Here is a 23,083-nt window from a genome sequence, read left to right as displayed (position 1 = left end):
GGGTTTCACGGCCCTTACGCCGCGGTCGCCGACCGATAGAGTGGGAAGACTGTGAGCAGCTACTCGAGCCTTCTGAAGACGCCCGGCGTCGCGCGCATCATCGCCGCGCAACTGACCGCGCGGTTCCCGTTCGGGATGCTCTCGCTGGCGTTCCTGCTGCACATCGAGCGCATCCACCACTCCTACGGCGCGGCCGGCCTCGTGCTCGGCGCGATGAGCATCGGCCAGGCGATCGCCGGCCCGATGACGAGCCGCCTGATGGGCGTGCTCGGCATGCGCACGGTGCTGTGGACGACGCTGGCGCTGTGCTCCGCCGCCGTGGCCGCGATCGGCGTGTTCGTCATGCCGATCCCCCTCACCATGGCGGTCGCGTTCTTCGCGGGCCTCAGCATGCCGCCCATCCAGCCGGCCGTGCGGACGATCTACCCCAAGATGGTGAACTCGCGCCAGCTCACCCCGCTGTTCTCCCTCGACGCCTCCGCGCAGGAGATCATCTGGATCGCCGGACCCGTCGCGATCACCTTCGTCTCCACCCAGATCGGCACGGTCGAGGGCATCCTGATGTCGGTGGCGATCATGCTGCTCGGCGGCGCCTGGTTCATCTCCTCCCCCGAGGTGGGTCGGGTGCGCATCCCGCGCAGCAAGCGGCGCTTCGGGATGGTGCTGGCGCGGCCCCCCGTGCTGCTGGCGACCGTGGTCGGCTTCCTGCTGATCGGCTCGTGCGCAGCGGTGGAGGCCGGGGTCGTGGCGAACTTCGGCGAGGGCTCGCCGTTCGCCGGCATCGTCCTGGCGATCTGGTCGCTCGGCTCCCTGGTCGGCGGTCTCGCGTTCGGGCACATCCCGATCGGGCCGTGGGCGACGGCGCGGCGCATGCTGATCGTGTTCGTCGGCGTCGTCATCTCCACGTTCATGCTGTGGTCGTGGTGGGGGCTGTCGCTGACGCTGATCGTCGCGGGGCTCGGCATCGCGCCGGCACTGGCGGTGCTGTTCGCGATCGTGTCGGCCAGCGTCAAGTTCTCCGACACGGCGGAGGCCTACGGCTGGGTCGGCACCGGGCAGCTCATCGGCGCGGCGCTGGGCTCCGCGCTCGCGGGCTTCCTGATCGATGCGCACGGGCCGGTCGGCGCGTTCTGGGCGGCGGGCGCGTTCGCGTTCGTCGGCTTCCTGGTGCCCGCACTGGCCTGGCGGGTGCACCCCGACCTGCGCGGGCGCGACGCCTCCCCCATCCCCGACACCGAGCCCGTCCCCGTCCAGCCCTCCTAGCCGCCGAAACGTGACTGATCGCGGAAATCGTCCACAGCTTTTCCGCGTTTAGTCACGTCTCGGTCGCCGGCTGTGGAGAACGGGAGCGGGATTCGGCTCGGTCCGGCAGGGTGGCGGGATGGGGAGACGGGCAGCGGAGTTAGGGCGGGATTTCCGTTCAGGCGCGTTCCGGACACGGGATGCCCTCGAGAGCGGGGTGTCGGCGGGACGGCTCCGGGCGAGCGACCTACACACCCCGATCAGGGGCGTGCGGGTCGCCGGCGGGGACGCGGGACTGGAGACGCGCTGCGGCGCCTTCCTGCTGCACCGGCACGAGCGGGTGGCGTTCAGCCACACGACAGCGGCGGAGCTGTGGGGAGCGCCCCTCCCGGCGGCAGCCCGCGCCGACGACCGGCTCCACGTGAGCGTCCCCGCCGGCGGTCGCGCCGTGCAGGCGACATCCGTCGTCGGCCACACGCTCTCCGCCTGGAGGACGATCTCTTTTCGCGGCCTGCCGCTGACCACTCCCGAACAGACGTGGCTGGACCTGGCCGCCGTCCTCGGCCGCGACGCCCTCGTCGCCGTCGGCGACTGGCTGCTGAGCTATCGGCACCCGCTGACGACGGTCGAAGCGCTGGCGGAGATCGTGGGGACCGCGTCCGGGAGGCGCGGTATCGCGACCGCGCGGGCCGCGATACCGCTCGTCCGAACGCGGTCGGAGTCGCCCGCCGAGACGCGACTGCGGTTGATCCTCCTCGATGCGGGACTCGCGGAGCCGTGGCTGAACTACGTGATCCACCGTCGCGATGGGAGCTTCCTCGCGCGCGTCGATATGGCGTATCCGTCAGAGCGCGTGGTCCTCGAATACGAGGGTGACGGCCACCGTGTCGACAGAGAGGTCTGGTTCCGCGACATCCACCGGCGCGAGCACCTCGAGGACCTCGGCTGGCGCGTCGTCCGCGTCACCGCCGCCGACCTTCGCACCCCGCTCCCTCTCGTCACCCGCCTCTCCCACCTCCTGGCCACGAGACGTGAGTAATCGCGGAAATCCGACGACGGATTTCCGCGATTACTCACGTTTCACCAGCGGGGGTGGGTGGTGGCGCGGAAGGTGCGGTCGTACAGGCCGCGGACGGCGTCGGCGAAGCCGGCCGGGAGCGCGACGACGGCTGCTGCCGCGTTCGCGCGCGCCTGCTCCGGCGAGCGGGCGCCGGGGATGACGGTGCTCACGCCGCCCTGCGCCACGATCCACGCAAGGGCCGCCTGCGCGGGCGTCGCACCCTCGGGCGCGAGCGCCGCGAACTCGCGGGCCGCGCGGACGCCCTCCGCGTCGTCGACGCCGGAGAAGGTCTCCCCCACGTCGAACGCCTCGCCGTGCCGGTTGTAGCTGCGGTGGTCGTCCGCGGCGAACTCCGTCGTCTCCGAGTAGCGGCCGCTCAGCAGCCCGGAGGCGAGCGGCACCCGAGCGATGATGCCGACCCCGGCCTCCCGCGCCGCCGGCAGCACCTCGTCGAGCGGCTTCAGCCGGAACGCGTTGAGGATGATCTGGACGCTCGCCGTCCCCGGCCGCGCGATGGCCTCCAGAGCCTCTGCGCAGGTCTCGACGCTGACGCCGTAGTTCGCGATCGCACCCTCCTCCACCAGGGTGTCGAGCGCGTCGTAGACCGCGGCGTTCGAGAACACCGGGGTGGGAGGGCAGTGCAGCTGGACGAGGTCGAGGGTGTCCATGCCGAGGTTGCGGCGGGAGCGGTCCGTCCACTCGCGGAATTTCCCGAGCGTGAAGTTCGCCGGGTCCTGCGCCTCCCGGCGGCCCATCTTGGTGGCGACGGTCAACGGGAGATCCGGGTGGGCGGCACGGTAGCGGCCGATGAGCTGCTCGCTGCGGCCGTCGCCATAGACGTCGGCGGTGTCGAAGAAGGTGACCCCGGCCTCGGTCGCCGCGTCGAGGACGGCGAGCGCGTCGGCCTCGGTGACGTCGCCCCAGTCGGCGCCGAGCTGCCACGTGCCGAGACCGATGACCGACACGTCGCGTCCGGTCCGTCCGAGAGTGCGATTCTGCATACCGCCCAGCCTAGGCCGCCGCTTCGGTGACCTCCTGGTCGCGGAAGTGCCCGGCGAGCATCCCGATCACGCCGACCACGGCCCAGCCGAGCAGCACCAGCCACGGGAACAGCGCGTCGGCCGACGGGAAGTACGACAGGTCGCGCAGCAGGGTTACGGAGGCGCCCGGCACGAACCACTGCCCGACCGCGCCCCACGGCCCGACCAGGAACTGCAGCGGCTGGGCGGCGGCCGACAGCGGATTGCCGACCAGCACCGTGAGCACGGCGCCGATCGCGATGCCGACCCGCCCGAACAGCGCGTTCATCCCGACCACGAAGGCCGCGATCGCGAACATCGCCAGCCCCACGGCGAGCGCGTTCACCCAGTAGTCGCCCTGCAGGATTCCGAACCAGCCCTGCAGGATGCCGGTGACCGCCAGACCGCCCGCCACCCCGTAGAGCGCCACCGCGCCGAGGCGGCGCCAACTCCCGGCGACCAGCAGGGAGATGAGCACGCCGCCGAGCATCCCGCCCAGCACGAGCGGGAAGGACGACGCGGCCAGGCCGAGCCCGCGGGAGTCGGTGGAGGCGAGCGGGACGACGTCGGTCACCTTCACGGTGATGGTGGGCGCCTTCGTCCCGGCGGGCGCGTGGCCGGCGGCGATGGCCTGCTGCACGGCCGCCTGCGCCTGCGCGTTGGCCGCGGTCTGGAGGTTGCCCGCCACCTGGTTCAGGATCTGCGTCACCGCCGCGCCGTTGGCGGAGGCGGTCAGCACCTCCGGGCTGTCGCCGAGGACGATCGCGCCGTAGACGTCGCGCTTCTGGATCGCGTCGACGGCCGCCTGCCGGTCGCTCAGGGTCGTGACCGCGAACGCGCCGCTCGCCGCCTTGTCGAGCTGCTTCTCCACCGCGCTCACCTGCGCGGACGGGCCGGCGATCCCGATGGGGAGGTCCTTGACCGTCGAGGTCACGGTCGGCCAGAGGAAGGCGAGCAGGATGACGACGACGATGGCCGCCGCTCCGACGGCGAGCGCGAGCGCTCGCGCCCAGGGCGTGTGGACGACGGGACCCGCTGCTTGCTCGGGAGACGAAGCGACGTGCTCGCCGTGCGCAGCGCGCCCTTCCCCGCCGGGACGATCGACGCCCCGATCGGTGCTGGTGCTCATGACGACCTCCACTCAATAAAAACGAATGCTCGTTCTTTATAATCGACAGCCGGGACGCTATTGTCAAGAACGAACGTTCTTTTTTCCGCCACGAGGAGGAGACCGATGCCCAAGGTCACCGAGGAGTACCGCACGGCGCGACGCCACGAGATCGCCCAGGCCGCCCTCCGCTGCTTCGCGCGCAACGGCTTCGCAGCCACCTCGATGGCCGACATCATCGCCGAGTCCGGACTCTCCGCCGGCGCGATCTACGGGCACTTCACCAGCAAGGACGAGCTGATGGAGCTGACCGCGTCGGAGATCCTCGACGCCCGGTTCCTGGAGGTCGAGGAGGCACGAGCCCGGCAGCCCCTCCCCACGCCCGGCGAGATCGTCCGCATGCTCGTCACCGGCCTGACGACGCACCTCGTGGACCTCCAGCTCCTGGTGCAGGTCTGGGGGCAGGTGCCGATCAATCCGCGGCTGAAGCAGATGTCCTCCGAGATCGGCGGGCGCATCCGCGCCATGTTCGCGGGCTACCTGACCGACTGGCACGCCCAGACGCTGCCCGTCGAGGAGGCGCGCGCCCTGGCCGCGCGGCAGGCGCCGGTGTACATGGGGCTCGTGCAGGGTTACGTCACGCAGACGGTGCTGTTCGACGGCTTCGACGGGGAGACTTACCTCGCGGTCGTCGCCTCGATGTCCCTGGCCGACTGACCCGCATCGCAGGCCGCCGCGACGACGCGCGCGAGCCGCTTGCGGATGAGGTGGTCGTTGGCCTCGACCCGGTGCATCGTGACGTGCCGCATGGCCTCGATCACGGCGAGGCTGCCCGGCGCGATGAAGGCGTCCATCGTGCCGTAGACGACCTCCACCGGACAGCTCTTGCCATCAACATCGTGGACCCGGGCCAGGTCGCCGATCACGGTCTGCCGCTCGATGCAGTTCTCCAGCGACAGCACGAACGGGCGCCAGCTCTTCTCGGTGATCTCGAAGACGTTCTTGATGGGCAGCAGCTTGCCGAGGATGTTCGCGTTGCGGAGGGTGAACTCCTTGTTGTTGCGGAGGAACTCGTACGCGCGCAGGTAGGCACTGACCCGGGTGCGCACCCGGCGGTCGCCGATCTCGGCGGGAGTGCCGTAGACCGGCGGCCCGACCAGGACGAGCCGGCTCAGGGCGCCAGGGCGCTCGGCGGCGTACCGCGCGACGATGAGGCTGCCGAGCGAGTGGCCGACGAGGACGAACGGCTCGCGCAGCTTCAGCGAGCGCAGCGTGCGGTCGAGTGCGGCCACGTGCTCCTCGATCGTGTACTGGGCGTCCTCCGGGGCGGGCGACCGGCCGAAGCCGAGGATGTCGATGGAGATGGCGCGGTGCCGCGGCTCCAGCAGCGGCACGAGGTTCTGGAACGTCACCGACGACGACGCGATGCCGTGCACGAGCACGACGACCGGGCCCTCCCCCACATCGGAGGCGATGTGCAGCAGCGGGACGCGCCGCAGCCCGAGCGCACGGCGCACCCGGTCGAGGAAGCCGCTCATCGGTCCGGCCACCAGGGCGGCGTGAGCCGTTCGAGCAGGCCGAGCAGCGCGTCCACATCCCGCGGCCGAGGCCGGGTGAGCCAGACCTCGATCGCGCCGATGATGCCGTCGGCGAGGTAGCGCTCGATCGTGCGCCGCTCCAGCTCGTCGGCCGCGGGGACGCTGACGCTGTGCTGGTCGAGCAGCAGCTCGATGGAGCCCTGGAAGTGCTCGCTGAGCATCGCGTGCAGGCCCGCCTCCGCCCCCTCCGGGCCGAGGCCGCGGCGGTAGACCGCGTCGTGCTCGTCCACGTGCTGAAGGACTGCGCGGGTGACACCGCTGATCGCGGCGGCGGCGTCGTCCGGCGCGACGTCCACGAGGTAGGCGGCGCGCAGGTCGTCGAGTTGGGCGCGGAGCACGCGCTGCAGCAGGGCCGCAGGCGACGCGGCGTACTCGTACACGGTCGACCGGTGCACACCTGCGGTGGCCGCCAGCCGGGAGACCGTCACATCGGCGATCGACTGCTCGGCCGCGAGGGAGAGCACCGCGGCGCTCAGCCGGGCCAGCGTCTTCGTCTGCCGGGCGTCGAGGCGCGCCCTTTCGGGCGCCCCCGCATTCGCCGACGTGTTCGCCGAGCTGTTCGCTGCGGGCGCACCGGCCTGCGGGCCGTTCGGCCTCCCTGTGTTCACCTTCCGATCGTACAATGGACTTATCCGACAGGTGTCGGATATCTGGAAGGAGAACATTCATGGCTCAGTACGATGTCGCCGGCCGCTCTGCGATCGTCACCGGCGGTGGCTCGGGCATCGGGCGCGCGGTGGCGCTGACCCTCGCGGCCAGCGGGGCCGCCGTCCTGGTCACCGACCTCAACGAGGAGCACGCCAAGGCCGTCGTCGCCGAGATCGAGGCGGCGGGCGGAACCGCGGCGGCCCTCGCCGGAGACGTGACCGACCCCGCGTTCGCCACGGCGAGCGTCGAGGCCGCCAACGCCCTCGCGCCCCTCAAGATCGCGGTCAACAACGCCGGCATCGGCGGCGAGGCCGCTCCGGTCGCCGACTACTCGCTGGAGAGCTGGCGCAAGGTCATCGAGGTCAACCTCAACGCGGTGCTGTACTCGATGCAGCCGCAGCTGACCGCGATGGCGGAGAACGGCGGCGGCGCGATCGTCAACATGGCGTCCATCCTCGGCAGCGTCGGCTTCGCGAACTCGTCGGCCTACGTCACCGCCAAGCACGGCCTGCTCGGACTCACCCAGAACGCGGCCCTCGAGTACGCCGACAAGAAAGTCCGCGTCGTCGCGGTCGGCCCCGGCTTCATCAAGACGCCCCTGGTCGAGGCCAACATGACGCCCGAGGCCCTGAAGTTCCTGGAGGGCAAGCACGCCCTCGGCCGGCTGGGCGAGCCGGAGGAGGTCGCGGCCCTCGTCGCCTTCCTCGCCTCCGACGCCGCGTCGTTCATCACCGGCAGCTACCACCTCGTGGACGGCGGCTACACCGCGTCCTGATCCGCTCGAGGGGCACGCAGACGACCGGAGAACCGCGTTTTGCGGGCGTTTGCGTGCCCCTCGGCGCCGCGAGACCTAGGCTGGGGAAGGTGAGTGCGGACAGCGAGCTGTTGAGCGACGAGCGACTGGAGCGGTTCCGCTCCCGAGCCGCCGAATACGACGCGGAGAACCGGTTCTTCACCGAGGACTTCGCCGAGCTGGCGGACGCCGGCTACCTGAAGGCCATGGTCCCGACCGAGTTCGGCGGACTGGGGCTGACGCTGGAGCAGACCGCGCGCCTGCAGGTGCGGCTCGCCGGCGCGGCTCCCGCCACCGCGCTCGCGGTCAACATGCACCTGGTCTGGACCGGCGTCGCCAAGACCCTGCGCGACCGCGGCGACGACTCCCTCGAGTTCCTGCTGCGGGAAGCGGGGGCGGGCGAGGTCTTCGCGTTCGGGCTGAGCGAGGCCGGCAACGACCTGGTGCTGTTCGGCTCCACCACCGAGGCCCGGCCGGAGCCGGACGGCTCGTACCGCTACTTCGGCACCAAGATCTTCACCTCGCTCTCCCCCGCGTGGACCCGACTCGGGACGATGGGCCTCGACACGACCAGCGCCGACGCCCCCAAGATCGTCTACGGCTTCGTGGAGCGCACGGGCGGCGGCTTCGAGATCCGCGAGGACTGGGACACCATCGGGATGCGCGCGACGCAGAGCAGCACCACCGTCCTCGACGGCGCCCTGGCGCGGGCGGACCGCGTCGTGCGCCGGCTCGACCCCGGCCCCAACCCGGACCCGCTCGTCTTCGCGATCTTCGCCAACTTCGAGCTGCTGCTCGCCGCCGTCTACACCGGCATCGGCGCCCGCGCGCTCGAGCTCGCCGTCGCCTCCGCGCACCGCAGGAAGAGCCTCAAGAACGACGGCCGCAGCTACGCGAACGACCCGGACATCCGCTGGCGCGTCGCCTCGGCCGCGATCGACCAGGACGCGCTCCTCCCCCAGCTGGACGCGATCACCCGCGATGTCGACACCCTCGCCGACCACGGCGCGCAGTGGTTCCCGAAGCTCGTGGGGATGAAGGTCCGCGCCACCGAGACCGCGCGCCGGGTCGTCGACCAGGCCATCCGGGTCTCCGGCGGCTCGACCTTCTTCACCGGGAACGAGCTCGGGCGGCTCTACCGCGACGTCCTCGCCGGCATCTTCCACCCGTCCGACGCCGAGTCCGCGCACAGCACGGTCGCGAACGCCTGGCTCGGCCCGATCGAGGAGTGACAGGCGCCATGGAGCAGCTCACCGCGCAGCACTTCGCCGACCGGCTGGCCCGTGGCGCCGCACAGGCGCGGGAGGCCGGGCTGGACGCCCTGCTGGTCGCGCCCGGCCCGGACCTGGCCTACTTCGCCGACTACCTGCCGCCGTCGACCGAGCGGCTGACCATGCTGGTCATCCCGGGCGAGGGCGAGCCGACGATGGTGGTGCCCGTCCTGGAGCACGACAGCGCCGCCGCGACCCGGGCCGCCGGGGCCATCCGCCTGATCACCTGGGCCGACGGGGAGGACGAGCACGCCCCGCTCGTGGACCAGCTCTGGTCGGGAGGCCGCTACGCCGTCTCCGATTCCGCCTGGGCGCTGCACCTGCTGGCGCTGCAGCACGAGCTCCCGGACGTGCGCTTCGCGGCGTTCTCCGCGGCGCTGCCCATGCTGCGCGCGGTCAAGGCGCCCGACGAGCTCGACCGGCTCGCCGCCGCGGGGGCCGCCGCCGACGCGACGTTCGAGGACATCCTGAACGTCGCCTTCGCCGGCCGCCGGGAGGACGAGGTGGCCGCGGACCTGGACCGGCTGCTGCGCGAGCACGGCCACTCCCGGGTCGACTTCACGATCGTCGGCTCCGGGCCCAACGGCGCCAACCCGCACCACGAGGCCGGCGACCGGGTCATCCAGCAGGGCGACATGGTCGTCCTCGACTTCGGCGGGCTGATGGACGGCTACGGCTCCGACACCACCCGCACCGTCCACGTCGGCGAGCCGACCGACGAGGAGCACGAGGTCTTCGAGGTGGTCAAGCGCGCCCAGCAGGCCGCGTTCGACGCCGTCGCGGTGGGGGTGCCGCTCCAGGAGATCGACCGGACCGCCCGCGCGGTGATCCGGGACGCCGGCTACGGCGAGTACTTCGTGCACCGCGTCGGCCACGGCATCGGCACCACGACGCACGAGCCGGCCTACCTGGTCGAGGGCGAGACGCAGCCGATCGTGGCGGGGATGTGCTTCTCCATCGAGCCGGGGATCTACCTCCCCGGCCGCTTCGGGGTCCGCATCGAGGACATCGTGGTCGCCGGCGACGACGGACCGTACCGGCTGAACAACACCAGCCACGAGCTCCACCTCGTCCGGTGACCGCGCCGACGGCCCGCGCGGGCGACCCCGAGACCGCCGAGAGCCGGCGCCTCGCCGCCGAGCGCGCCCAGGTCGAGCGCCGCGACGCCGAGCGCCGCCGCGCGCTGCGGAGCATGAAGGTGCTGGCGACCAGCCTGCTCGCAGTCGCGGCCGTGATCTTCGCCGTCTCGTTCGCGCTGCAGGGCCGCTACCCGTGGCTCGGCTTCGTGCGCGCGGCCGCGGAGGGCGCGATGGTCGGCGCGCTCGCGGACTGGTTCGCCGTGACGGCGCTCTTCAAGCATCCCCTCGGCCTGCGCATCCCGCACACCGCGATCATCCCGACCCGCAAGGACGAGATCGGCGAGACCCTCGGCGAGTTCGTGGAGACCGAGTTCCTGTCCGACGACGTGGTCGCGACCCGGCTGGCGGCCTACGACGTGTCCGGCGCGGCCGCACGCTGGCTGACCGAGCCGGGCAACGCCCGCCGGGTGGTGGACGAAGGCTCCGGCGCCATCGTCGGACTCTTCGGCCTGCTGGACGACGACCGCATGCGAGAGGCCGTCGAGGCGGTCGTGCGCACCCACGTGATCGACCCGGAGTGGGCGCCGCCGATCGGGCGCCTGGGCGAGCGGATCCTCAGCTCGGGCGGCCACCACGCCGCCGTCGACCTGCTGCTCGACCGGTTCGACGACTGGCTGGTCATCCACCCCGACGCGCTGGCCAACCTGGTCTCCGGGCGGCTCCCGTCGTGGCTGCCGTCCTTCGTGGACCGGCTGGTGGACGAGCGCGTGTACCAGGAGCTGCGCCGCTTCATCTCCGACGTCCGCCACGACCCGGCGCACCGTGCCCGCCGGGCGTTCGACGGCTACCTCGCCGAGCTGAGCGACCGCCTGCAGCACGACCCGGAGACGATCGCCGGGCTGGAGGCCGCGAAGGCGCGCGCGTTCGACGACCCGCGCATCCGCGAGCTGGCCGCGCAGGCCTGGTCGGCGGCGCGCGCAGCCGCTGTGGATGCTCTCAGCGACCCGGACAGCGAGCTGCGCGTGCGCGCCGCGGCGGCGCTCGCCGACACGGCCGACAGGGTCGCGGCGGACCCGGCGCTGCGCGCGTCGCTGAACGCGCGCCTGTCCGAGGCGGCCGGTCACCTGGTGTCGACGTACCGGCACGACATCGCGAGCGTCATTACCGAGACGGTGCGCGGCTGGGACCCGGCCGAGACGACCGACAAGATCGAGACCCAGGTGGGGCGCGACCTCCAGTTCATCCGGATCAACGGGACGGTGGTCGGAGCCCTCGCCGGCCTCGCGATCTACACGATCGCGACGCTGATCTCCGCGGCGTTCTGAGACCGCGGCGCGAGCGGCCGGCTAGACGCGCCGCAGCGCCCGCCTGCGGGCGAACGGGATCGCGGCGATCCGCCAGCCGACCAGGAACACCCCGAGGACGACGAACGCGACGGCGATGAAGGCGGGCTCGACGCCCTGGCCGGCCGAGGTGCGGATGAGCATCCCGAGCGCGACCGTCATCAGCCAGACCGGGACACCCGGCCAGATCAGCGCGAGCGGGCGGCGCCACGCCCAGGTGACCAGCCAGCCGGCGACCAGGCCGATGAAGAACGGCCAGTAGGTGGTGAGCACCCCGCCGACCGTCGCCGCCTCGCCGTGGCTACGGCGTCCGATGAGCACGAACGCGAGGATCAGCACGGCGTCGACCACGAACGCCACGACCGCTGTCCTCCAGGATTTCACGCGTCGATGCTACGTTGCCGCGCCCGTACGTTCGCTGGGTGCGCCGTGTGCGAGAGCTTCAATAGACTGGCGGCGTCCAGCCCCCGCAGCCGAGGAGCATCCGTGCCCAATTCCGACTTCCTGGTCCAGCCGTCCCTGCCCCGCCCGGAGGTCGGCGCCGACGACGCGGCGGCCGTCGCCGAGAGCGCGTTCGGGCTGACCGGGCGGATCACCGAGCTCGGCAGCAACCAGGACCGCAACTTCCTCGTCGACACCGGGGAGGGGCGCTACGTGCTCAAGATCGCCAACCCGGTGTTCTCCGCCGAGGAGCTGCACGCCCAGAACGCCGCCCTCGCCGTGCTGGCGGACGCCGACGCGCGCATCCCCGCCGTTCTGCCCGCGCGCGACGGGGCGGAGGTCGTCGCCGTGGAGGTGCGCGGCCGCACCCTCAACGCGCGCGTGCTCGGCTTCCTCGACGGCGAGCCGCTGACCGATGTGGCGCGGCTGAGCCCCGAACAGCTGCGCACCCTGGGCCGGCTGTCCGGGAGCATCGCCGCCGGGCTCGCCGGGCTGCGGCACCCGGGGCTCGCCCGCACGACCCAGTGGGACGCCCGGATCGGCGGCGACGTGGTGGCCCTGCTCGCCGGGCACGTCCCCCAGCCGGCGAAGCGGCGGGCCGTCGTGGAGTCGGCGGAGGCCGCGCTGGCCGCTCTCGAGCCGTTGCGGCGCCGGCTGCGGGTGCAGGCCATCCACGGCGACGTGACCGACGACAACATCGTGCTCGGCGCGGACGGCCCCGGCGTGATCGACTTCGGCGACGTCGCCGAGGGCTGGCTGGTCGCCGAGCTCGCGGCGACGGTGACGAGCGCCCTGCACCACCAGCCGGAGGACCCGCTGGCGGTCCTCGACCTGATCGAGGCGTTCCACGCGGAGTCGCCGCTCGACGACGCCGACCTCGCGGCGCTCTGGCCGCTCGTCGTGCTGCGCGGCGCGGTGCTCGTGGTGAGCGGCGAGCAGCAGGTCGCCCTGGACGGTGACAACGCGTACGCCGACGAGAACCGCGCGCACGAGTGGGTCGCCTTCGACGTGGCGCGGCGCCTCCCTTTCGCCGAGGTGGAGGCCGCGATCCGCGCCCGCCTCGCCGCGACCGGTGCGCAGGAGGGCGCCGCGGCCCTCGGGCGCCTGATCGCGCTGGACAGCACCGACGCACACCTCGCCGACCTCTCCGTCGCCGGCCACGACCTCGACGAGGGACGCTGGCAGCGCCCGGGCTCCGAGGACGCGGTGCTGGAGCGGATCTGCCGGGAGCACGGCCACGCGCTCACCCGCTACGCCGAGGCCCGCCTGACCCGCGCCCGGCTGGACCGCTCGCAGCCGTCCGCGACGATCGCGCTCGGCGTGACGCTCGACGTCCCCGCCGGAACGGTCGTGCACGCCCCGTTCGGCGGCGAGCTGCGGCTCGTCGGCGGCGCGTGGCTGCTGCACGGCGACGGCCTCGACCTCTGGCTGGACGGCCTGTCCCGGCCGCTCACCACCGCCGCCGTCGGGCGCGGGGACGCGATCGGCAGCGCCGTGCGGCTGACCGTGCAGCTGAGCCGCGTGCCCGGCTGGCGGCCGCCCGCCTTCGTCACCCCCGCGCTGCCGCTGTCGGTGTGGAGCGGGGTCTCCCCGGACCCGGCCGCCCTGTTCGGCGTCGAGCCGGCCGCTCCGGCGCCGGACCCCGCTGACGTGCTGGCGCGCCGCGACTCCTCGTTCGCGCGTGTGCAGGAGCACTACTTCGCCGAGCCTCCGCTGATCGAGCGCGGCTGGCGGCACCACCTGTTCGACACCCGGGCGCAGAGCTACCTCGACATGGTCAACAACGTGACCCAGATCGGCCACGCGCACCCGCGGCTCGTGCGCGCGGTCAGCGACCAGTGGGCGCTGCTCAACACGAACTCGCGCTTCCACTACGAGGAGCTCTCCCGGTTCACCGAGCGCCTCGCCGAGGTCGCGCCGGAGGGTCTCGACACGGTCTTCCTCGTCAACAGCGGCAGCGAGGCGGTCGACCTCGCGCTCCGGCTGGCGCAGGTGCACACCGGCCGGCGCACCGTCCTCGCGGTCACGGAGGCCTACCACGGCTGGACCGTCGGCGCCGACGCCGTCTCGTCGTCCCTCGGCGACAACCCGCGCGCCCTGGAGACCCGGCCGGACTGGGTGGAGCTGATCGCGTCGCCGAACGTGTTCCACGGCCGGCACCGCGGCGCCGGCTCCGGCCCCGCGTACCTGGCCGAGCTCGACGAGCAGCTCGCCGCGCTCGACGCGGCCGGGAAGGAGGTCGCGGGGTTCATCGCGGAGCCGGTCTTCGGCAACGCGGGCGGCCTGATGCTGCCGGACGGCTACCTGGCGGGCGTCTACGAGCGGATCCGGGCGCGCGGCGGTGTCTGCATCGCCGACGAGGTGCAGGTCGGCTACGGCCGGCTCGGGCACTACTTCTGGGGCTCCGCGCAGCAGGGCGTCGTCCCCGACGTGATCACGGTCGCGAAGGCGATGGGCAACGGGCACCCGCTCGGCGCGGTCATCACCCGCCGGGAGATCGCGGAGTCGTTCGCGGCGGAAGGCTCGTTCTTCTCGTCGGCGGGCGGCAGCCCGGTCAGCTCGGTCGTGGGGCTGACGGTCCTGAACGTGATGCGCGACGAACGGCTGCAGGAGAACGCGGCCGAGGTCGGCGACCACCTCGCGGGGCGGCTGCGCGCGCTCGGCGAGCGGCATCCCCTCGTCGGCGCCGTGCACGGCATGGGGCTGTACCTCGGGCTCGAACTGGTGCGCGACCGGGAGACGCTGGAGCCGGCGACGGCCGAGGCGAAGCTGGTCTGCGAGCGGATGCTGCAGGAGGGCGCGATCGTCCAGCCCACCGGCGACGGCAAGAACGTGCTGAAGATCAAGCCGCCGCTGTGCATCACCCGCGAGAGCGCCGACCGGTTCGTGGACGCGCTGGATCTGGTGCTGGCGACGATCTAGCCGCGAGGGGGACGCGCCCCGGCCCATGCGGGGCCCGTGGCGGGGTTCCGCTTGCCTCCGCTCGCCTTGACTGGTACCCCTGGTGGGTATACAGTCGTAATGGATCTGATACCCCTCCTGGGTATCGCGGCGAGAAGCGGAGGACAGCGTGAGCGGGCATTCGGAGCACAGCGAGGCGGAGGCCGTCGAGCACGAGGCCGAGCACGAGCACGCCACGCACGAGCACGGCGACCACGACCACGGCGATCACGACCACAGCGCCCACGACCACTCCGCTCACGACCACGCCATGCACGACCACGCCACCCACGACCATTCCGCACACGCGCAGTCCGGTCACGACCACGCGGGTCACGACCACTCCGGTCACGACCACTCCGGCCACGTCGCCGCGTTCCGCCGCCTGTTCTGGATCATGCTGGTCGTCGCCGTCCCGGTGGTGCTGTGCTCGCCGGCGTTCGCGATGATCCTCGGCTACGAACTCCCCAAGACCGCGTGGCTGCCGTGGGTCTCCCCCGTGCTCGGCACCGTCATGTTCGTCTGGGGCGGCCGGCCGTTCCTGTCCGGCGGCGTCTCCGAGATCCGCTCCCGGCAGCCCGGCATGATGCTGCTCATCGCGCTCGCGATCACCGTCGCCTTCGTCGCGTCGTGGGGCGCCACCCTCGGACTCCTCGACCACCGGCTCGACTTCTGGTGGGAGCTCGCCCTCCTCATCGTCATCATGCTGCTGGGCCACTGGATCGAGATGCGCTCGCTCGCCCAGACCACCTCCGCCCTCGACTCGCTCGCCGCGCTGCTGCCCGACGAGGCGGAGAAGCTGGAGGGCGACACCACGGTCGTCGTCTCCCCCGCCGACCTCGCGCTGGGCGACGTCGTGCTGGTCCGCCCGGGCGGGCGGGTCCCCGCCGACGGGCGCGTGGCGTCCGGCGCGGCGCAGGTGGACGAGTCGATGATCACCGGCGAGTCCCGCCCGGTCGCCCGCGGGGAGGGCGACCCCGTCATCGCCGGCACGGTCGCGACCGATTCGGCCCTCCGTGTCCAGGTGACGGCCGTCGGTGAGGACACCGCGCTGGCCGGGATCCGGCGGCTCGTCGCGGACGCCCAGAACTCCTCGTCACGCGCCCAGCGCATCGCCGACCGCGCCGCGGGCTGGCTGTTCTGGTTCGCGCTCGGCTCCGCGGTCATCACCGCCGTGGTCTGGACGGCCGTCGGACTGCCCGACGACGCGGTCGTCCGCGCCATCACCGTGCTCGTGATCGCCTGCCCGCACGCCCTCGGCCTCGCGATCCCGCTCGTCGTCTCGATCGCCACCGAGCGGGCGGCCCGCGGCGGCGTCCTGGTGAAGGACCGACTGGCGCTGGAGACGATGCGCACCGTCGACACGGTGCTGTTCGACAAGACCGGCACGCTGACCAAGGGCGAGCCCGCCGTCACCGGCATCGACACCGACGGCGATGACGACCGGGTGCTCGCCCTCGCCGCCGCGGCGGAGGCGGACTCCGAGCATCCCCTCGCCCGCGCGATCGTCGACCGCGCCGCGGCGCTCGGCCTCGCCGTGCCCGTTGCGAGCGATTTCACGGCCTCCCCGGCGGTCGGAGTCTCCGCGACCGTCGACGGACATCGCGTGGAGGTCGGCGGCCCCGCGCTGCTGGAGCTCCGCGGCGCGGACGAGCGCCCGGTCGCCGCCGCGTGGCGCGCGGAGGGCGCGATCATCCTGCACGTGCTGGTCGACGGGCGGACCGCGGGCGCGCTCCGCCTGGCCGACGAGATCCGCCAGGAGTCCCGCCAGGCCGTTCAGGCACTGCGGGCCCAGGACCTCCAGGTCGTGATGATCACCGGCGACGCGGAGGCCGTGGCGGCGTCCGTCGCCGCCGAGCTCGGCATCGAGCGCTGGTTCGCGGGCGTCCGGCCCGAGGACAAGGAGACCACGGTCGCGCGGCTGCAGGCCGAGGGCCGCCGGGTCGCGATGGTCGGCGACGGCGTCAACGACGCCCCCGCGCTGGCGCGCGCCGACGTGGGCATCGCGATCGGGGCGGGGACGGACGTCGCGATCGCGTCGGCCGGTGTCATCCTCGCCAGCGACGATCCGCGGTCGGTGCTGTCGGTGATCCGGCTGTCGCGCGCGAGCTACCGCAAGATGCAGCAGAACCTGTGGTGGGCGGCCGGGTACAACCTGCTGTCGGTGCCCCTCGCGGCCGGTGTGCTCGCGCCGATCGGGTTCGTGCTGCCGATGTCGGTCGGCGCCATCCTGATGTCGCTCTCGACCATCGTCGTCGCGCTCAACGCCCAGCTGCTGCGCCGCCTCGACCTGCGGCCCGAGGCGCTCTAGCCTCTCCGGCTCACGCGGGCCGGGCGACCGGGGCGGCTCAGGCGGGGCGCAGCGCCGCCGCGGCCGCTCGGGCGATCGCCGCGGCGACGGCGTCGAGCGCGGCCGACCGGAGCGACCACTGCTGCCAGTACAGCGGCACGTCGACCGCGCCGTCCCTGTCCAGCACGACGAGGCGGCCGTCCGCGACCAGCGGGTCGGCCTGGAGGTCCGGCACCATCCCCCAGCCGAGGCCGAGCGCCGCGGCGCCGGCGAACTCGGTCGACGCGGGGACGAACTGCCGCGGCGGGTGGGCGCCCGGCGCGAACCGGGCGAGGTAGCGGTCCTGCAGGGCGTCCTTGCGGTCGTAGACCAGCACCGGCGCCACCGCCGCCCGCTCCCGAGTCCAGCCGTCCGGGCACCACCGGGCGACGAAGGCGGGACTGGCGACCGGCCGGTACCGCATGACGCCGAGCGCGCTCACGGTGCAGCCCTGCACCGGTTCGGCGTCGGAGCCGATCGCCGCCATCGCCGTGCCGTCCCGGAGCCGCCCGATCGTGTGCTCCTGGTCGTCCAGCGTGATGTCGAAGACCGACCCGGGCAGCGTCGCGAGCGCGGGCAGCACCCAGGTCGCGAGCGAGTCGGCGTTCACGACCAGCGGGATCGCGGTGGGCGCCGCCGTGCCGCCCTCGTCGCCCTCCAGCTCGGCCGCTGCCTCGGCCTCGAGCAGCGCCACCTGGCGGGCGAGCCGCAGCAGCACTGCGCCGGCCTCCGTCGCCTGGACGGGCTTGCTGCGGCGCACCACGATCCGGCCGCTCTGCTCCTCCAGCGACTTGATCCGCTGGCTCACCGCGGACGGCGTGATGTGCAGGGCCGCGGCGGCGCGGTCGAAGGTGCCGTGGTCGATCACGGCGGCGAGCGTCCTCAGTTGGTCGGTGGAAGCGTCCATCAACAGCGATGCTAATGGTTCGTAAGAAAATTGAGCTGTACTGAAGGCTGCTTCTTGCCTATCGTCGAGTGGTGCTCTCCGTGTACCTCACCGGCCTCGGTTCCGCCGCCGCCCTCATCGTCGCCATCGGCGCCCAGAACGCGTTCGTCCTCCGGCAGGGCCTGCGCCGCGAGCACGTGCTGGCAGTCGTCGCGATCTGCGTCGCCAGCGACGCCGCGCTGATCGCAGCCGGGGTCGCCGGGATCGGGACCCTGGTGAAGGCTGCTCCGCTCGCGCTCGTGATCGTGCGCTGGGCGGGCTTCGCCTTCCTGGTCGGCTACGCGGTGTTCGCCGCCGTCCGCGCGGTGCGCCCGAGCACGCTGACCGCCGCCACCAGCGGCGGCGGGACTCTCGCCGCGGCGATCGCCACGTGCCTGGCGATCACCTGGCTCAACCCGCACGTGTACCTCGACACCGTCCTGCTCCTCGGCTCGCTCTCCGCGACGCACGGCGATCCGGGCCGCTGGGTGTTCGGCGCGGGCGCGGCGACGGCGAGCCTGCTCTGGTTCGTGACGCTCGGCTTCGGCGCCCGGGTGGCCGCGCCGGTGTTCGCGCGGCCGGCGGCCTGGCGCGTGCTGGACGCCGGGATCGCCGTGCTGATGCTGGTGCTCGCGATCATGCTGGTGGTCTGACCTCGCGCCGCCTGAGCGAAAGGCAGCCTCAACGAAAGAAGGACCGCCATCTGGCGGTCCTTCTTCTGGTGGTGGAGCTAAGGAGATTCGAACTCCTGACCTCTTCGATGCGAACGAAGCGCGCTACCAACTGCGCCATAGCCCCGGGGAACTGCTTAGAAACAATAGCACTCCCGTCGTGCCGATCCGAAATCGAGCGGCGCTCAACTCGCGGCGCGGCGGCGGCGCAGGACGGCGTCCAGGTCGAGGGCGCCGTCGTCCACCGAGCCGACGATCCCCATGCTCGAGTACACGCTCGGGACGGCCTCCACGATCGGCGCGGGAGCCGGACGCGGCGCGGCGGCCACGGCGACCGGCGCCGCCTCCTGAACGGCCGCGACCGGGCGCAGCCGGACCGGTGCGGGCGCGGCCGGCGCCGCCTCGGCGACAGCGGTCGCCTTGCGCTCGAAGTCCGCACGCGCGGCGGCGCGGCGGAGCTCGGCGGCGGCGTCCACCGACGCCATCGCGGCCGCGGCCACGGTTCCGGGCGACAGGTGCAGGGGCTTCGGGAGCGGCTGCGGCGTCCAGCTCTGGCGCAGGGCCTCCTGGACGGGGAGATCGTGCTTGGCGTCGTCGTACAGCGCGGGCGACGCGGGCGCGGCCGGGATGAACGGCACGGGCGCCGGCGCGGCCTTGGCCGACCGGGACAGGCGGCTCAGCATCCCGAGGGCGGCCACGGTGACGATCACGGACGCGGCGGGCAGCAGCCAGGCGCCGGTCGCGAGCAGGAGTGCGGCGCCCGAGGCGACACCCACCAGACCGGCGACCAGCACGAGCGTGCAGACGGCACGGGAACGGCGCAGCCGACGGCGACGCTGCGGCGAGAGCACCGGGCGTGCGTGCAGGGCGGCGAGGGCGCGTGCCCGCTGGGCCGCTGCCGCGCGGGAGGCGCGCTCCAGGGCGATGGCGTCCGCCGCGGCGCGTTCGGCCTCCTCCGCGGCCTGGCGGCGCTCCTCGGCGATGGCCAGCTCGCGGCGCGCGTGGGCCGCGGCCTCCGCGCGCGCGGTCGCCAGGCGGCGTTCCTCCGCCCTGCGCAGGATCCGCTGCTGCTCCGCCACCGTCTTCGCGGTCGCCTCCATGCGGACCTCGTCCGGAAGCTCGCTCGTCTCGGCGAGGATGCGGAGCGTCTGCTGCAGCCGCACCGCGTTGCGCTCCGTCGCCAGGTACTCGCGGCGACGCAGCCACACCGGGACGAGGTAGGCCAGCCAGAGGGCGGCCGCGATGGCGACGACCACCCCACCGCCCATCACATCCCCGTTCATGCCTCTACGGTAGGGGTCGCCCGGGCGCGCTCCCGGTCAGCGCCCGGGTGTGTCTTCGATGGAGAGGACTCTCAGCGGGCGCGCAACCGGCGTGCAGCGGCCGCTGACGGAGGCGCAGCGCTCCCGCGGCGGTGCGGCGGGGTCAGCGGCGCCGGGCCACCGGGAGCGGGACGGAGGCGGCAGCGCGGTCCTCCGCGGTCACGGCGGCGGCCTCCGTCGGCGCGTTCCCGTCCAGCCAGCGGCGCAGCACGCCCTGCTGGAGCTCCTCCGAGACCAGCCCGAAGCAGTAGTGGTCGCGCCAGTCGCCGTTGATGTGGATGTACCGCCGGCGCAGCCCCTCGTAGCGGAAGCCGAGCTTCTCGACGACCCGCAGGCTGGGCGCGTTCTCCGGGCGGATGCAGATCTCCATGCGGTGCAGGCCCAGCTGGTAGAAGCAGTAGTCGGTCGCCAGCGCGACCGCGGTCGGCGTGATGTTGCGGCCGGCGAACTCCTCGGCGATCCAGTAGCCGATGGTGGCGCTGGAGAGCGAGCCGTAGGTGACGGACGAGACGTTGAGCTGTCCGGCCAGGCGGCCGTCGTACTCCACGATGAACGGCAGGCCGTGGCCGGCGCGCGCGTTCGCCAGAAGGGAGCGGATGCTCGCGCGGGTGTCGAACGCGCCCGGCGCGTAGGGGCTGGTGGCCTCCCACTGGCGCAGCCAGGTGCGGTTGTCGAGCAGCGAGCGCTCCAGGTTGCGCGCGTCCCGCAGGCGGATCGGACGCAGTCCGATGCGTCCCTCGCTCAGCGTGGGGATGACGAACGCCACGGCGTCCTCCTTCTGCGACGACCTCGCGCCGCAGATACGACGTTAGCGGTTGACGTCCTCCGGCGCGTCAGCCGCGTCGGTCGGCATCTCGTCCAGGATCTCGCGCGGCTCGTCGTGGAGGCCGTCGGCGAAGTCCTTCAGCCACGGCCGCAGCTCCGGCCCGAGGTCCTCCCGGTCGACCGCGAGCTGGACGATCGCCTTGATGTAGTCGAGTCGGTCGCCGGTGTCGTAGCGCCGGCCGCGGAAGACGACCCCGTAGACGCCGCCGGTCCAGTCCGGCGCCTGCGCCATCGACTGCAGGGCATCGGTGAGCTGGATCTCGCCGCCGCGGCCCGGCTCCGTGCGCTCGAGCACGTCGAACACCTCCGGGCGCAGGACGTAGCGGCCGATGATCGCGTAGTTCGAGGGCGCCTTGTCGGCGTCCGGCTTCTCGACCAGCCCGGTGATGCGCACCACGTCGTCGTCGCCGGTCTCCTCGATCGCCGCGGCGCCGTAGAGGTGGATGGACTCGCGCGGCACGTCCATCAGCGCGACGACGGTGGCGTTGTAGCGGTGCTGGACGTCGAGCATGTGCTGCAGGAGGTCGTCGCGGGAGTCGATGATGTCGTCGCCGAGCAGCACGGCGAACGGCTCGCGCCCGACGTGCATCTTGGCGCGGAGGACGGCGTGGCCGAGACCCTTGGGGTCACCCTGGCGCACGTAGTGGAGGTCGGCCAGCGAGGTGGAGTAGTTGACCTTCTGCAGCCGGTCGGTGTCGCCCTTCTTCTCGAGGGTGTCCTCCAGCTCGGCGTTGCGGTCGAAGTGGTTCTCCAGCGCGTTCTTGTTGCGGCCGGTGACCATGAGGACATCGTGCAGCCCCGCCGCCACGGCCTCCTCGACCACGTACTGGATCGCCGGCTTGTCGACCACCGGCAGCATCTCCTTCGGCATCGCCTTGGTGGCCGGCAGGAACCGGGTGCCGAGTCCGGCCGCGGGGATGACTGCTTTCGTGACGTGATTAGCCATAGCGCCCACAGTATCCGCATTCGCACCGTCCCTCTCAAGGGGATCTTCTAGGATTGCGCTATGGACACGGACACCGCAGCCCATCGCAAGCGCGCCCTGCGCGCCGAGCTGCGGGAGCGGCGGCAGAACCTCACGAGCACCGAGCGGCAGGCCGCGACGGCCGGAATCACCCGGAATCTGGTCGACCTCGCGACGGACCTGTCGGCGCGTTCCATCGCCTGCTACCTCTCCACCACCATCGAGCCGGACACCCGCCCGTTCGTGAACTGGGCGCTGACGCAGGGCGTGCGCGTCCTGCTCCCGGTGTCCCGCGAGGACGGCCTCCTGGACTGGACCACCGGCGACGGCGAGACCGAGACCGAGGGGCTGTTCGGGATGCCGGAGGCCGTCGGCGAGCTGCTCGGGCCGATCGCCATCAACGACGTCGACCTCATCCTCGTACCGGCCGCCGCCGTGGACGCGAGCGGCATGCGGATGGGCTGGGGCCGCGGCTATTTCGACAAGACGCTGGGCAGCATGGAAAAATGTCCCCCGGTGTACGCCGTCGTCTTCGACGGCGAGCTCGTGGACGAGGTCCCGCGCGAGCGGCACGATCAGCCGGTCGACGGCGCGGTCACCCCGACCCGCATCGTCCAGTTCTCCTGACACACACGACACGGAAGACCATGCCCACCTACTCCTACTCGTGCCGCGACTGCGGCCACGCCTTCGACATCCACCAGGCGTTCACCGACGACGCGCTCACGGTCTGCCCGAACTGCGGCGGGACGCTGCGCAAGGTCTTCGGCGCCGTCGGCGTGACCTTCAACGGGTCCGGGTTCTACCGGACCGACTCGCGCGGTGGTACCAAGACGAGTGGTGGGTCGGCGGGGTCGTCCGGGTCGTCGTCGTCCTCGACCTCCGGGTCGTCGTCGTCGGCCTCCGGGTCGTCGTCGTCTGGTTCGGCCTCGTCCGGGTCGTCGTCGTCCGGCTCGTCGTCGTCCGGCTCCAGCACCTCGGGCTCCGCGGCCTGATCCCCCGCCCGCCCGGGCGCACCGCACCACCAGTTCCATCCACCTGGCGAAAGGACCGGTCATGCTCAAAGGCTTCAGGGAGTTCATCCTCCGCGGGAACGTGATCGACCTGGCGGTCGCGGTCGTCATCGGCGCCGCGTTCACCGCCGTGGTGACGTCGATCGTGACGAACCTCTTCAACCCGCTGATCAGCGCGTTCTTCAAGGCGAGCTCGCTCGACAAGGCGATGATCGTGCACCTCAACGGCGCAGAGATCAAGTTCGGCGCTGTCCTCGGCGCGATCATCAACTTCCTGATCGTGGCCGTCGTGGTCTACTTCGTCTTCGTGTTCCCGATCAACAAGCTCAAGGAGCGGATGGACCGCCTCCGCAAGAAGGGCGTCGTGGAGCCGGACGCCCCGGTCACCGAGCTGGACCTCCTCAGCGAGATCCGCGACCTCCTGCAGGCCCAGCAGGCACCGCCGTCGGCGAGCGCCGGCCGGCACGCCGACCCGCTGCCGTAGCGGCGGCC

22 protein-coding genes and 1 tRNA gene are annotated in these 23,083 nt (G+C 72.5%); 13 read left to right on the top strand and 10 right to left on the bottom strand.

Annotation, left to right across the window (positions count from 1 at the left end):
- The first annotated feature begins 51 nt into the window (after positions 1 to 51).
- Together HNR13_RS08235 and HNR13_RS08230 are read left to right on the top strand one after the other, a co-directional pair.
- Entirely contained in the window at positions 52 to 1,263 is a 1,212-nt protein-coding gene (locus HNR13_RS08235; protein ID WP_179605299.1) for an MFS transporter, read from the top strand.
- 247 nt (positions 1,264 to 1,510) lie between these two features.
- On the top strand, positions 1,511 to 2,281 hold the full coding sequence (locus HNR13_RS08230) for an endonuclease domain-containing protein (protein ID WP_343063499.1): 771 nt from the start codon (positions 1,511 to 1,513) through the stop codon (positions 2,279 to 2,281).
- 41 nt (positions 2,282 to 2,322) lie between these two features.
- Here the strand turns inward: HNR13_RS08230 and HNR13_RS08225 are convergent, their stop codons facing one another.
- The gene (locus HNR13_RS08225) at positions 2,323 to 3,303 is read right to left on the bottom strand and encodes an aldo/keto reductase (protein ID WP_179605297.1); all 981 of its coding nucleotides are present in this window, start codon (positions 3,301 to 3,303) and stop codon (positions 2,323 to 2,325) included.
- A 10-nt stretch (positions 3,304 to 3,313) separates the two neighbouring features.
- Entirely contained in the window at positions 3,314 to 4,450 is a 1,137-nt protein-coding gene (locus tag HNR13_RS08220; RefSeq protein ID WP_179605296.1) for an ABC transporter permease, read from the bottom strand.
- A 105-nt stretch (positions 4,451 to 4,555) separates the two neighbouring features.
- On the opposite strand from HNR13_RS08220, the gene HNR13_RS08215 reads away from it, so the two are divergent.
- Positions 4,556 to 5,146, top strand: a complete 591-nt coding sequence (locus HNR13_RS08215) for a TetR/AcrR family transcriptional regulator (RefSeq protein WP_179605295.1) — start codon at positions 4,556 to 4,558, stop codon at positions 5,144 to 5,146.
- On the opposite strand, the gene HNR13_RS08210 is transcribed toward HNR13_RS08215, so the two are convergent.
- Together HNR13_RS08210 and HNR13_RS08205 are read right to left on the bottom strand one after the other, a co-directional pair.
- Complete coding sequence (locus tag HNR13_RS08210) at positions 5,107 to 5,979, bottom strand: alpha/beta hydrolase (protein ID WP_343063498.1); 873 nt, start codon at positions 5,977 to 5,979, stop codon at positions 5,107 to 5,109. The two genes, HNR13_RS08215 and HNR13_RS08210, sit on opposite strands and share 40 nt — an antisense overlap.
- Positions 5,964 to 6,635, bottom strand: a complete 672-nt coding sequence (locus tag HNR13_RS08205; protein ID WP_343063497.1) for a TetR/AcrR family transcriptional regulator — start codon at positions 6,633 to 6,635, stop codon at positions 5,964 to 5,966. Before HNR13_RS08205 ends, HNR13_RS08210 begins: the two co-directional genes overlap by 16 nt.
- A gap of 59 nt (positions 6,636 to 6,694) precedes the next feature.
- Here HNR13_RS08205 and HNR13_RS08200 point away from each other — a divergent pair, with 59 nt between their 5' ends.
- The 4 genes from HNR13_RS08200 (at position 6,695) to HNR13_RS08185 (ending at position 11,143) form a co-directional block, all read left to right on the top strand.
- Entirely contained in the window at positions 6,695 to 7,450 is a 756-nt protein-coding gene (locus HNR13_RS08200) for an SDR family NAD(P)-dependent oxidoreductase (RefSeq protein WP_179605293.1), read from the top strand.
- A gap of 89 nt (positions 7,451 to 7,539) precedes the next feature.
- Positions 7,540 to 8,700 (top strand): acyl-CoA dehydrogenase family protein, encoded by a 1,161-nt coding sequence (locus tag HNR13_RS08195; RefSeq protein ID WP_179605292.1) that lies wholly within the window; start codon positions 7,540 to 7,542, stop codon positions 8,698 to 8,700.
- A gap of 8 nt (positions 8,701 to 8,708) precedes the next feature.
- Entirely contained in the window at positions 8,709 to 9,818 is a 1,110-nt protein-coding gene (locus HNR13_RS08190) for an aminopeptidase P family protein (RefSeq protein WP_179605291.1), read from the top strand.
- Complete coding sequence (locus HNR13_RS08185; protein WP_343063496.1) at positions 9,815 to 11,143, top strand: DUF445 domain-containing protein; 1,329 nt, start codon at positions 9,815 to 9,817, stop codon at positions 11,141 to 11,143. Before HNR13_RS08190 ends, HNR13_RS08185 begins: the two co-directional genes overlap by 4 nt.
- Positions 11,144 to 11,164: 21 nt before the next feature.
- Here the strand turns inward: HNR13_RS08185 and HNR13_RS08180 are convergent, their stop codons facing one another.
- The gene (locus tag HNR13_RS08180) at positions 11,165 to 11,545 is read right to left on the bottom strand and encodes a DUF3054 family protein (protein ID WP_179605290.1); all 381 of its coding nucleotides are present in this window, start codon (positions 11,543 to 11,545) and stop codon (positions 11,165 to 11,167) included.
- A 102-nt stretch (positions 11,546 to 11,647) separates the two neighbouring features.
- On the opposite strand from HNR13_RS08180, the gene HNR13_RS08175 reads away from it, so the two are divergent.
- Both HNR13_RS08175 and HNR13_RS08170 read left to right on the top strand, forming a co-directional pair.
- On the top strand, positions 11,648 to 14,524 hold the full coding sequence (locus HNR13_RS08175; RefSeq protein WP_343063495.1) for an aminotransferase: 2,877 nt from the start codon (positions 11,648 to 11,650) through the stop codon (positions 14,522 to 14,524).
- A gap of 289 nt (positions 14,525 to 14,813) precedes the next feature.
- Positions 14,814 to 16,853 (top strand): heavy metal translocating P-type ATPase, encoded by a 2,040-nt coding sequence (locus HNR13_RS08170; protein WP_179609255.1) that lies wholly within the window; start codon positions 14,814 to 14,816, stop codon positions 16,851 to 16,853.
- Positions 16,854 to 16,890: 37 nt separating this feature from the next.
- Here the strand turns inward: HNR13_RS08170 and HNR13_RS08165 are convergent, their stop codons facing one another.
- On the bottom strand, positions 16,891 to 17,778 hold the full coding sequence (locus tag HNR13_RS08165) for a LysR family transcriptional regulator ArgP (RefSeq protein WP_179605288.1): 888 nt from the start codon (positions 17,776 to 17,778) through the stop codon (positions 16,891 to 16,893).
- 68 nt (positions 17,779 to 17,846) lie between these two features.
- On the opposite strand from HNR13_RS08165, the gene HNR13_RS08160 reads away from it, so the two are divergent.
- Positions 17,847 to 18,449, top strand: a complete 603-nt coding sequence (locus tag HNR13_RS08160) for a LysE/ArgO family amino acid transporter (RefSeq protein ID WP_382313675.1) — start codon at positions 17,847 to 17,849, stop codon at positions 18,447 to 18,449.
- A gap of 69 nt (positions 18,450 to 18,518) precedes the next feature.
- Here HNR13_RS08160 and HNR13_RS08155 read toward each other — a convergent pair.
- The 4 genes from HNR13_RS08155 to galU form a co-directional block, all read right to left on the bottom strand.
- A tRNA-Ala gene (locus tag HNR13_RS08155) sits at positions 18,519 to 18,594 on the bottom strand.
- A 58-nt stretch (positions 18,595 to 18,652) separates the two neighbouring features.
- On the bottom strand, positions 18,653 to 19,750 hold the full coding sequence (locus HNR13_RS08150) for a hypothetical protein (protein ID WP_179605286.1): 1,098 nt from the start codon (positions 19,748 to 19,750) through the stop codon (positions 18,653 to 18,655).
- A gap of 142 nt (positions 19,751 to 19,892) precedes the next feature.
- Positions 19,893 to 20,555 carry a GNAT family N-acetyltransferase gene (locus tag HNR13_RS08145; RefSeq protein WP_179605285.1) on the bottom strand — a complete coding sequence of 221 codons (663 nt, stop codon included), beginning with the start codon at positions 20,553 to 20,555 and terminating at the stop codon, positions 19,893 to 19,895.
- A gap of 42 nt (positions 20,556 to 20,597) precedes the next feature.
- A complete protein-coding gene (galU, locus tag HNR13_RS08140; RefSeq protein WP_179605284.1) occupies positions 20,598 to 21,560 on the bottom strand; it encodes a UTP--glucose-1-phosphate uridylyltransferase GalU in 963 nt (320 codons plus the stop codon).
- 60 nt (positions 21,561 to 21,620) lie between these two features.
- Between galU and HNR13_RS08135 the strand changes: the two genes are divergently transcribed.
- From HNR13_RS08135 to mscL, 3 genes are all read left to right on the top strand, one after another.
- A complete protein-coding gene (locus HNR13_RS08135; protein WP_179605283.1) occupies positions 21,621 to 22,205 on the top strand; it encodes a 5-formyltetrahydrofolate cyclo-ligase in 585 nt (194 codons plus the stop codon).
- A 20-nt stretch (positions 22,206 to 22,225) separates the two neighbouring features.
- Positions 22,226 to 22,573 carry an FmdB family zinc ribbon protein gene (locus HNR13_RS08130; protein ID WP_179605282.1) on the top strand — a complete coding sequence of 116 codons (348 nt, stop codon included), beginning with the start codon at positions 22,226 to 22,228 and terminating at the stop codon, positions 22,571 to 22,573.
- A gap of 61 nt (positions 22,574 to 22,634) precedes the next feature.
- Positions 22,635 to 23,075 (top strand): large conductance mechanosensitive channel protein MscL, encoded by a 441-nt coding sequence (gene mscL, locus HNR13_RS08125; protein ID WP_179605281.1) that lies wholly within the window; start codon positions 22,635 to 22,637, stop codon positions 23,073 to 23,075.
- Positions 23,076 to 23,083: the final 8 nt, after the last annotated feature.

It is taken from the genome of Leifsonia shinshuensis (assembly GCF_013410375.1).
Lineage (GTDB): Bacteria > Actinomycetota > Actinomycetes > Actinomycetales > Microbacteriaceae > Leifsonia > Leifsonia shinshuensis.
Note: the sequence above shows the minus strand (reverse complement) of the source record. Positions and strands in the feature narration are given on the sequence as shown.

Coding starts and splice junctions, on each gene's coding strand:
- HNR13_RS08225 (WP_179605297.1), bottom strand. CDS start 3,303: ATGCAGAATCGCACTCTCGGACGGACCGGACGCGACGTGTCGGTCATC.
- HNR13_RS08220 (WP_179605296.1), bottom strand. CDS start 4,450: ATGAGCACCAGCACCGATCGGGGCGTCGATCGTCCCGGCGGGGAAGGG.
- HNR13_RS08215 (WP_179605295.1), top strand. CDS start 4,556: ATGCCCAAGGTCACCGAGGAGTACCGCACGGCGCGACGCCACGAGATC.
- HNR13_RS08200 (WP_179605293.1), top strand. CDS start 6,695: ATGGCTCAGTACGATGTCGCCGGCCGCTCTGCGATCGTCACCGGCGGT.
- HNR13_RS08190 (WP_179605291.1), top strand. CDS start 8,709: ATGGAGCAGCTCACCGCGCAGCACTTCGCCGACCGGCTGGCCCGTGGC.
- HNR13_RS08170 (WP_179609255.1), top strand. CDS start 14,814: ATGCACGACCACGCCACCCACGACCATTCCGCACACGCGCAGTCCGGT.
- HNR13_RS08165 (WP_179605288.1), bottom strand. CDS start 17,778: ATGGACGCTTCCACCGACCAACTGAGGACGCTCGCCGCCGTGATCGAC.
- HNR13_RS08150 (WP_179605286.1), bottom strand. CDS start 19,750: ATGAACGGGGATGTGATGGGCGGTGGGGTGGTCGTCGCCATCGCGGCC.
- galU (WP_179605284.1), bottom strand. CDS start 21,560: ATGGCTAATCACGTCACGAAAGCAGTCATCCCCGCGGCCGGACTCGGC.
- HNR13_RS08135 (WP_179605283.1), top strand. CDS start 21,621: ATGGACACGGACACCGCAGCCCATCGCAAGCGCGCCCTGCGCGCCGAG.
- HNR13_RS08130 (WP_179605282.1), top strand. CDS start 22,226: ATGCCCACCTACTCCTACTCGTGCCGCGACTGCGGCCACGCCTTCGAC.
- mscL (WP_179605281.1), top strand. CDS start 22,635: ATGCTCAAAGGCTTCAGGGAGTTCATCCTCCGCGGGAACGTGATCGAC.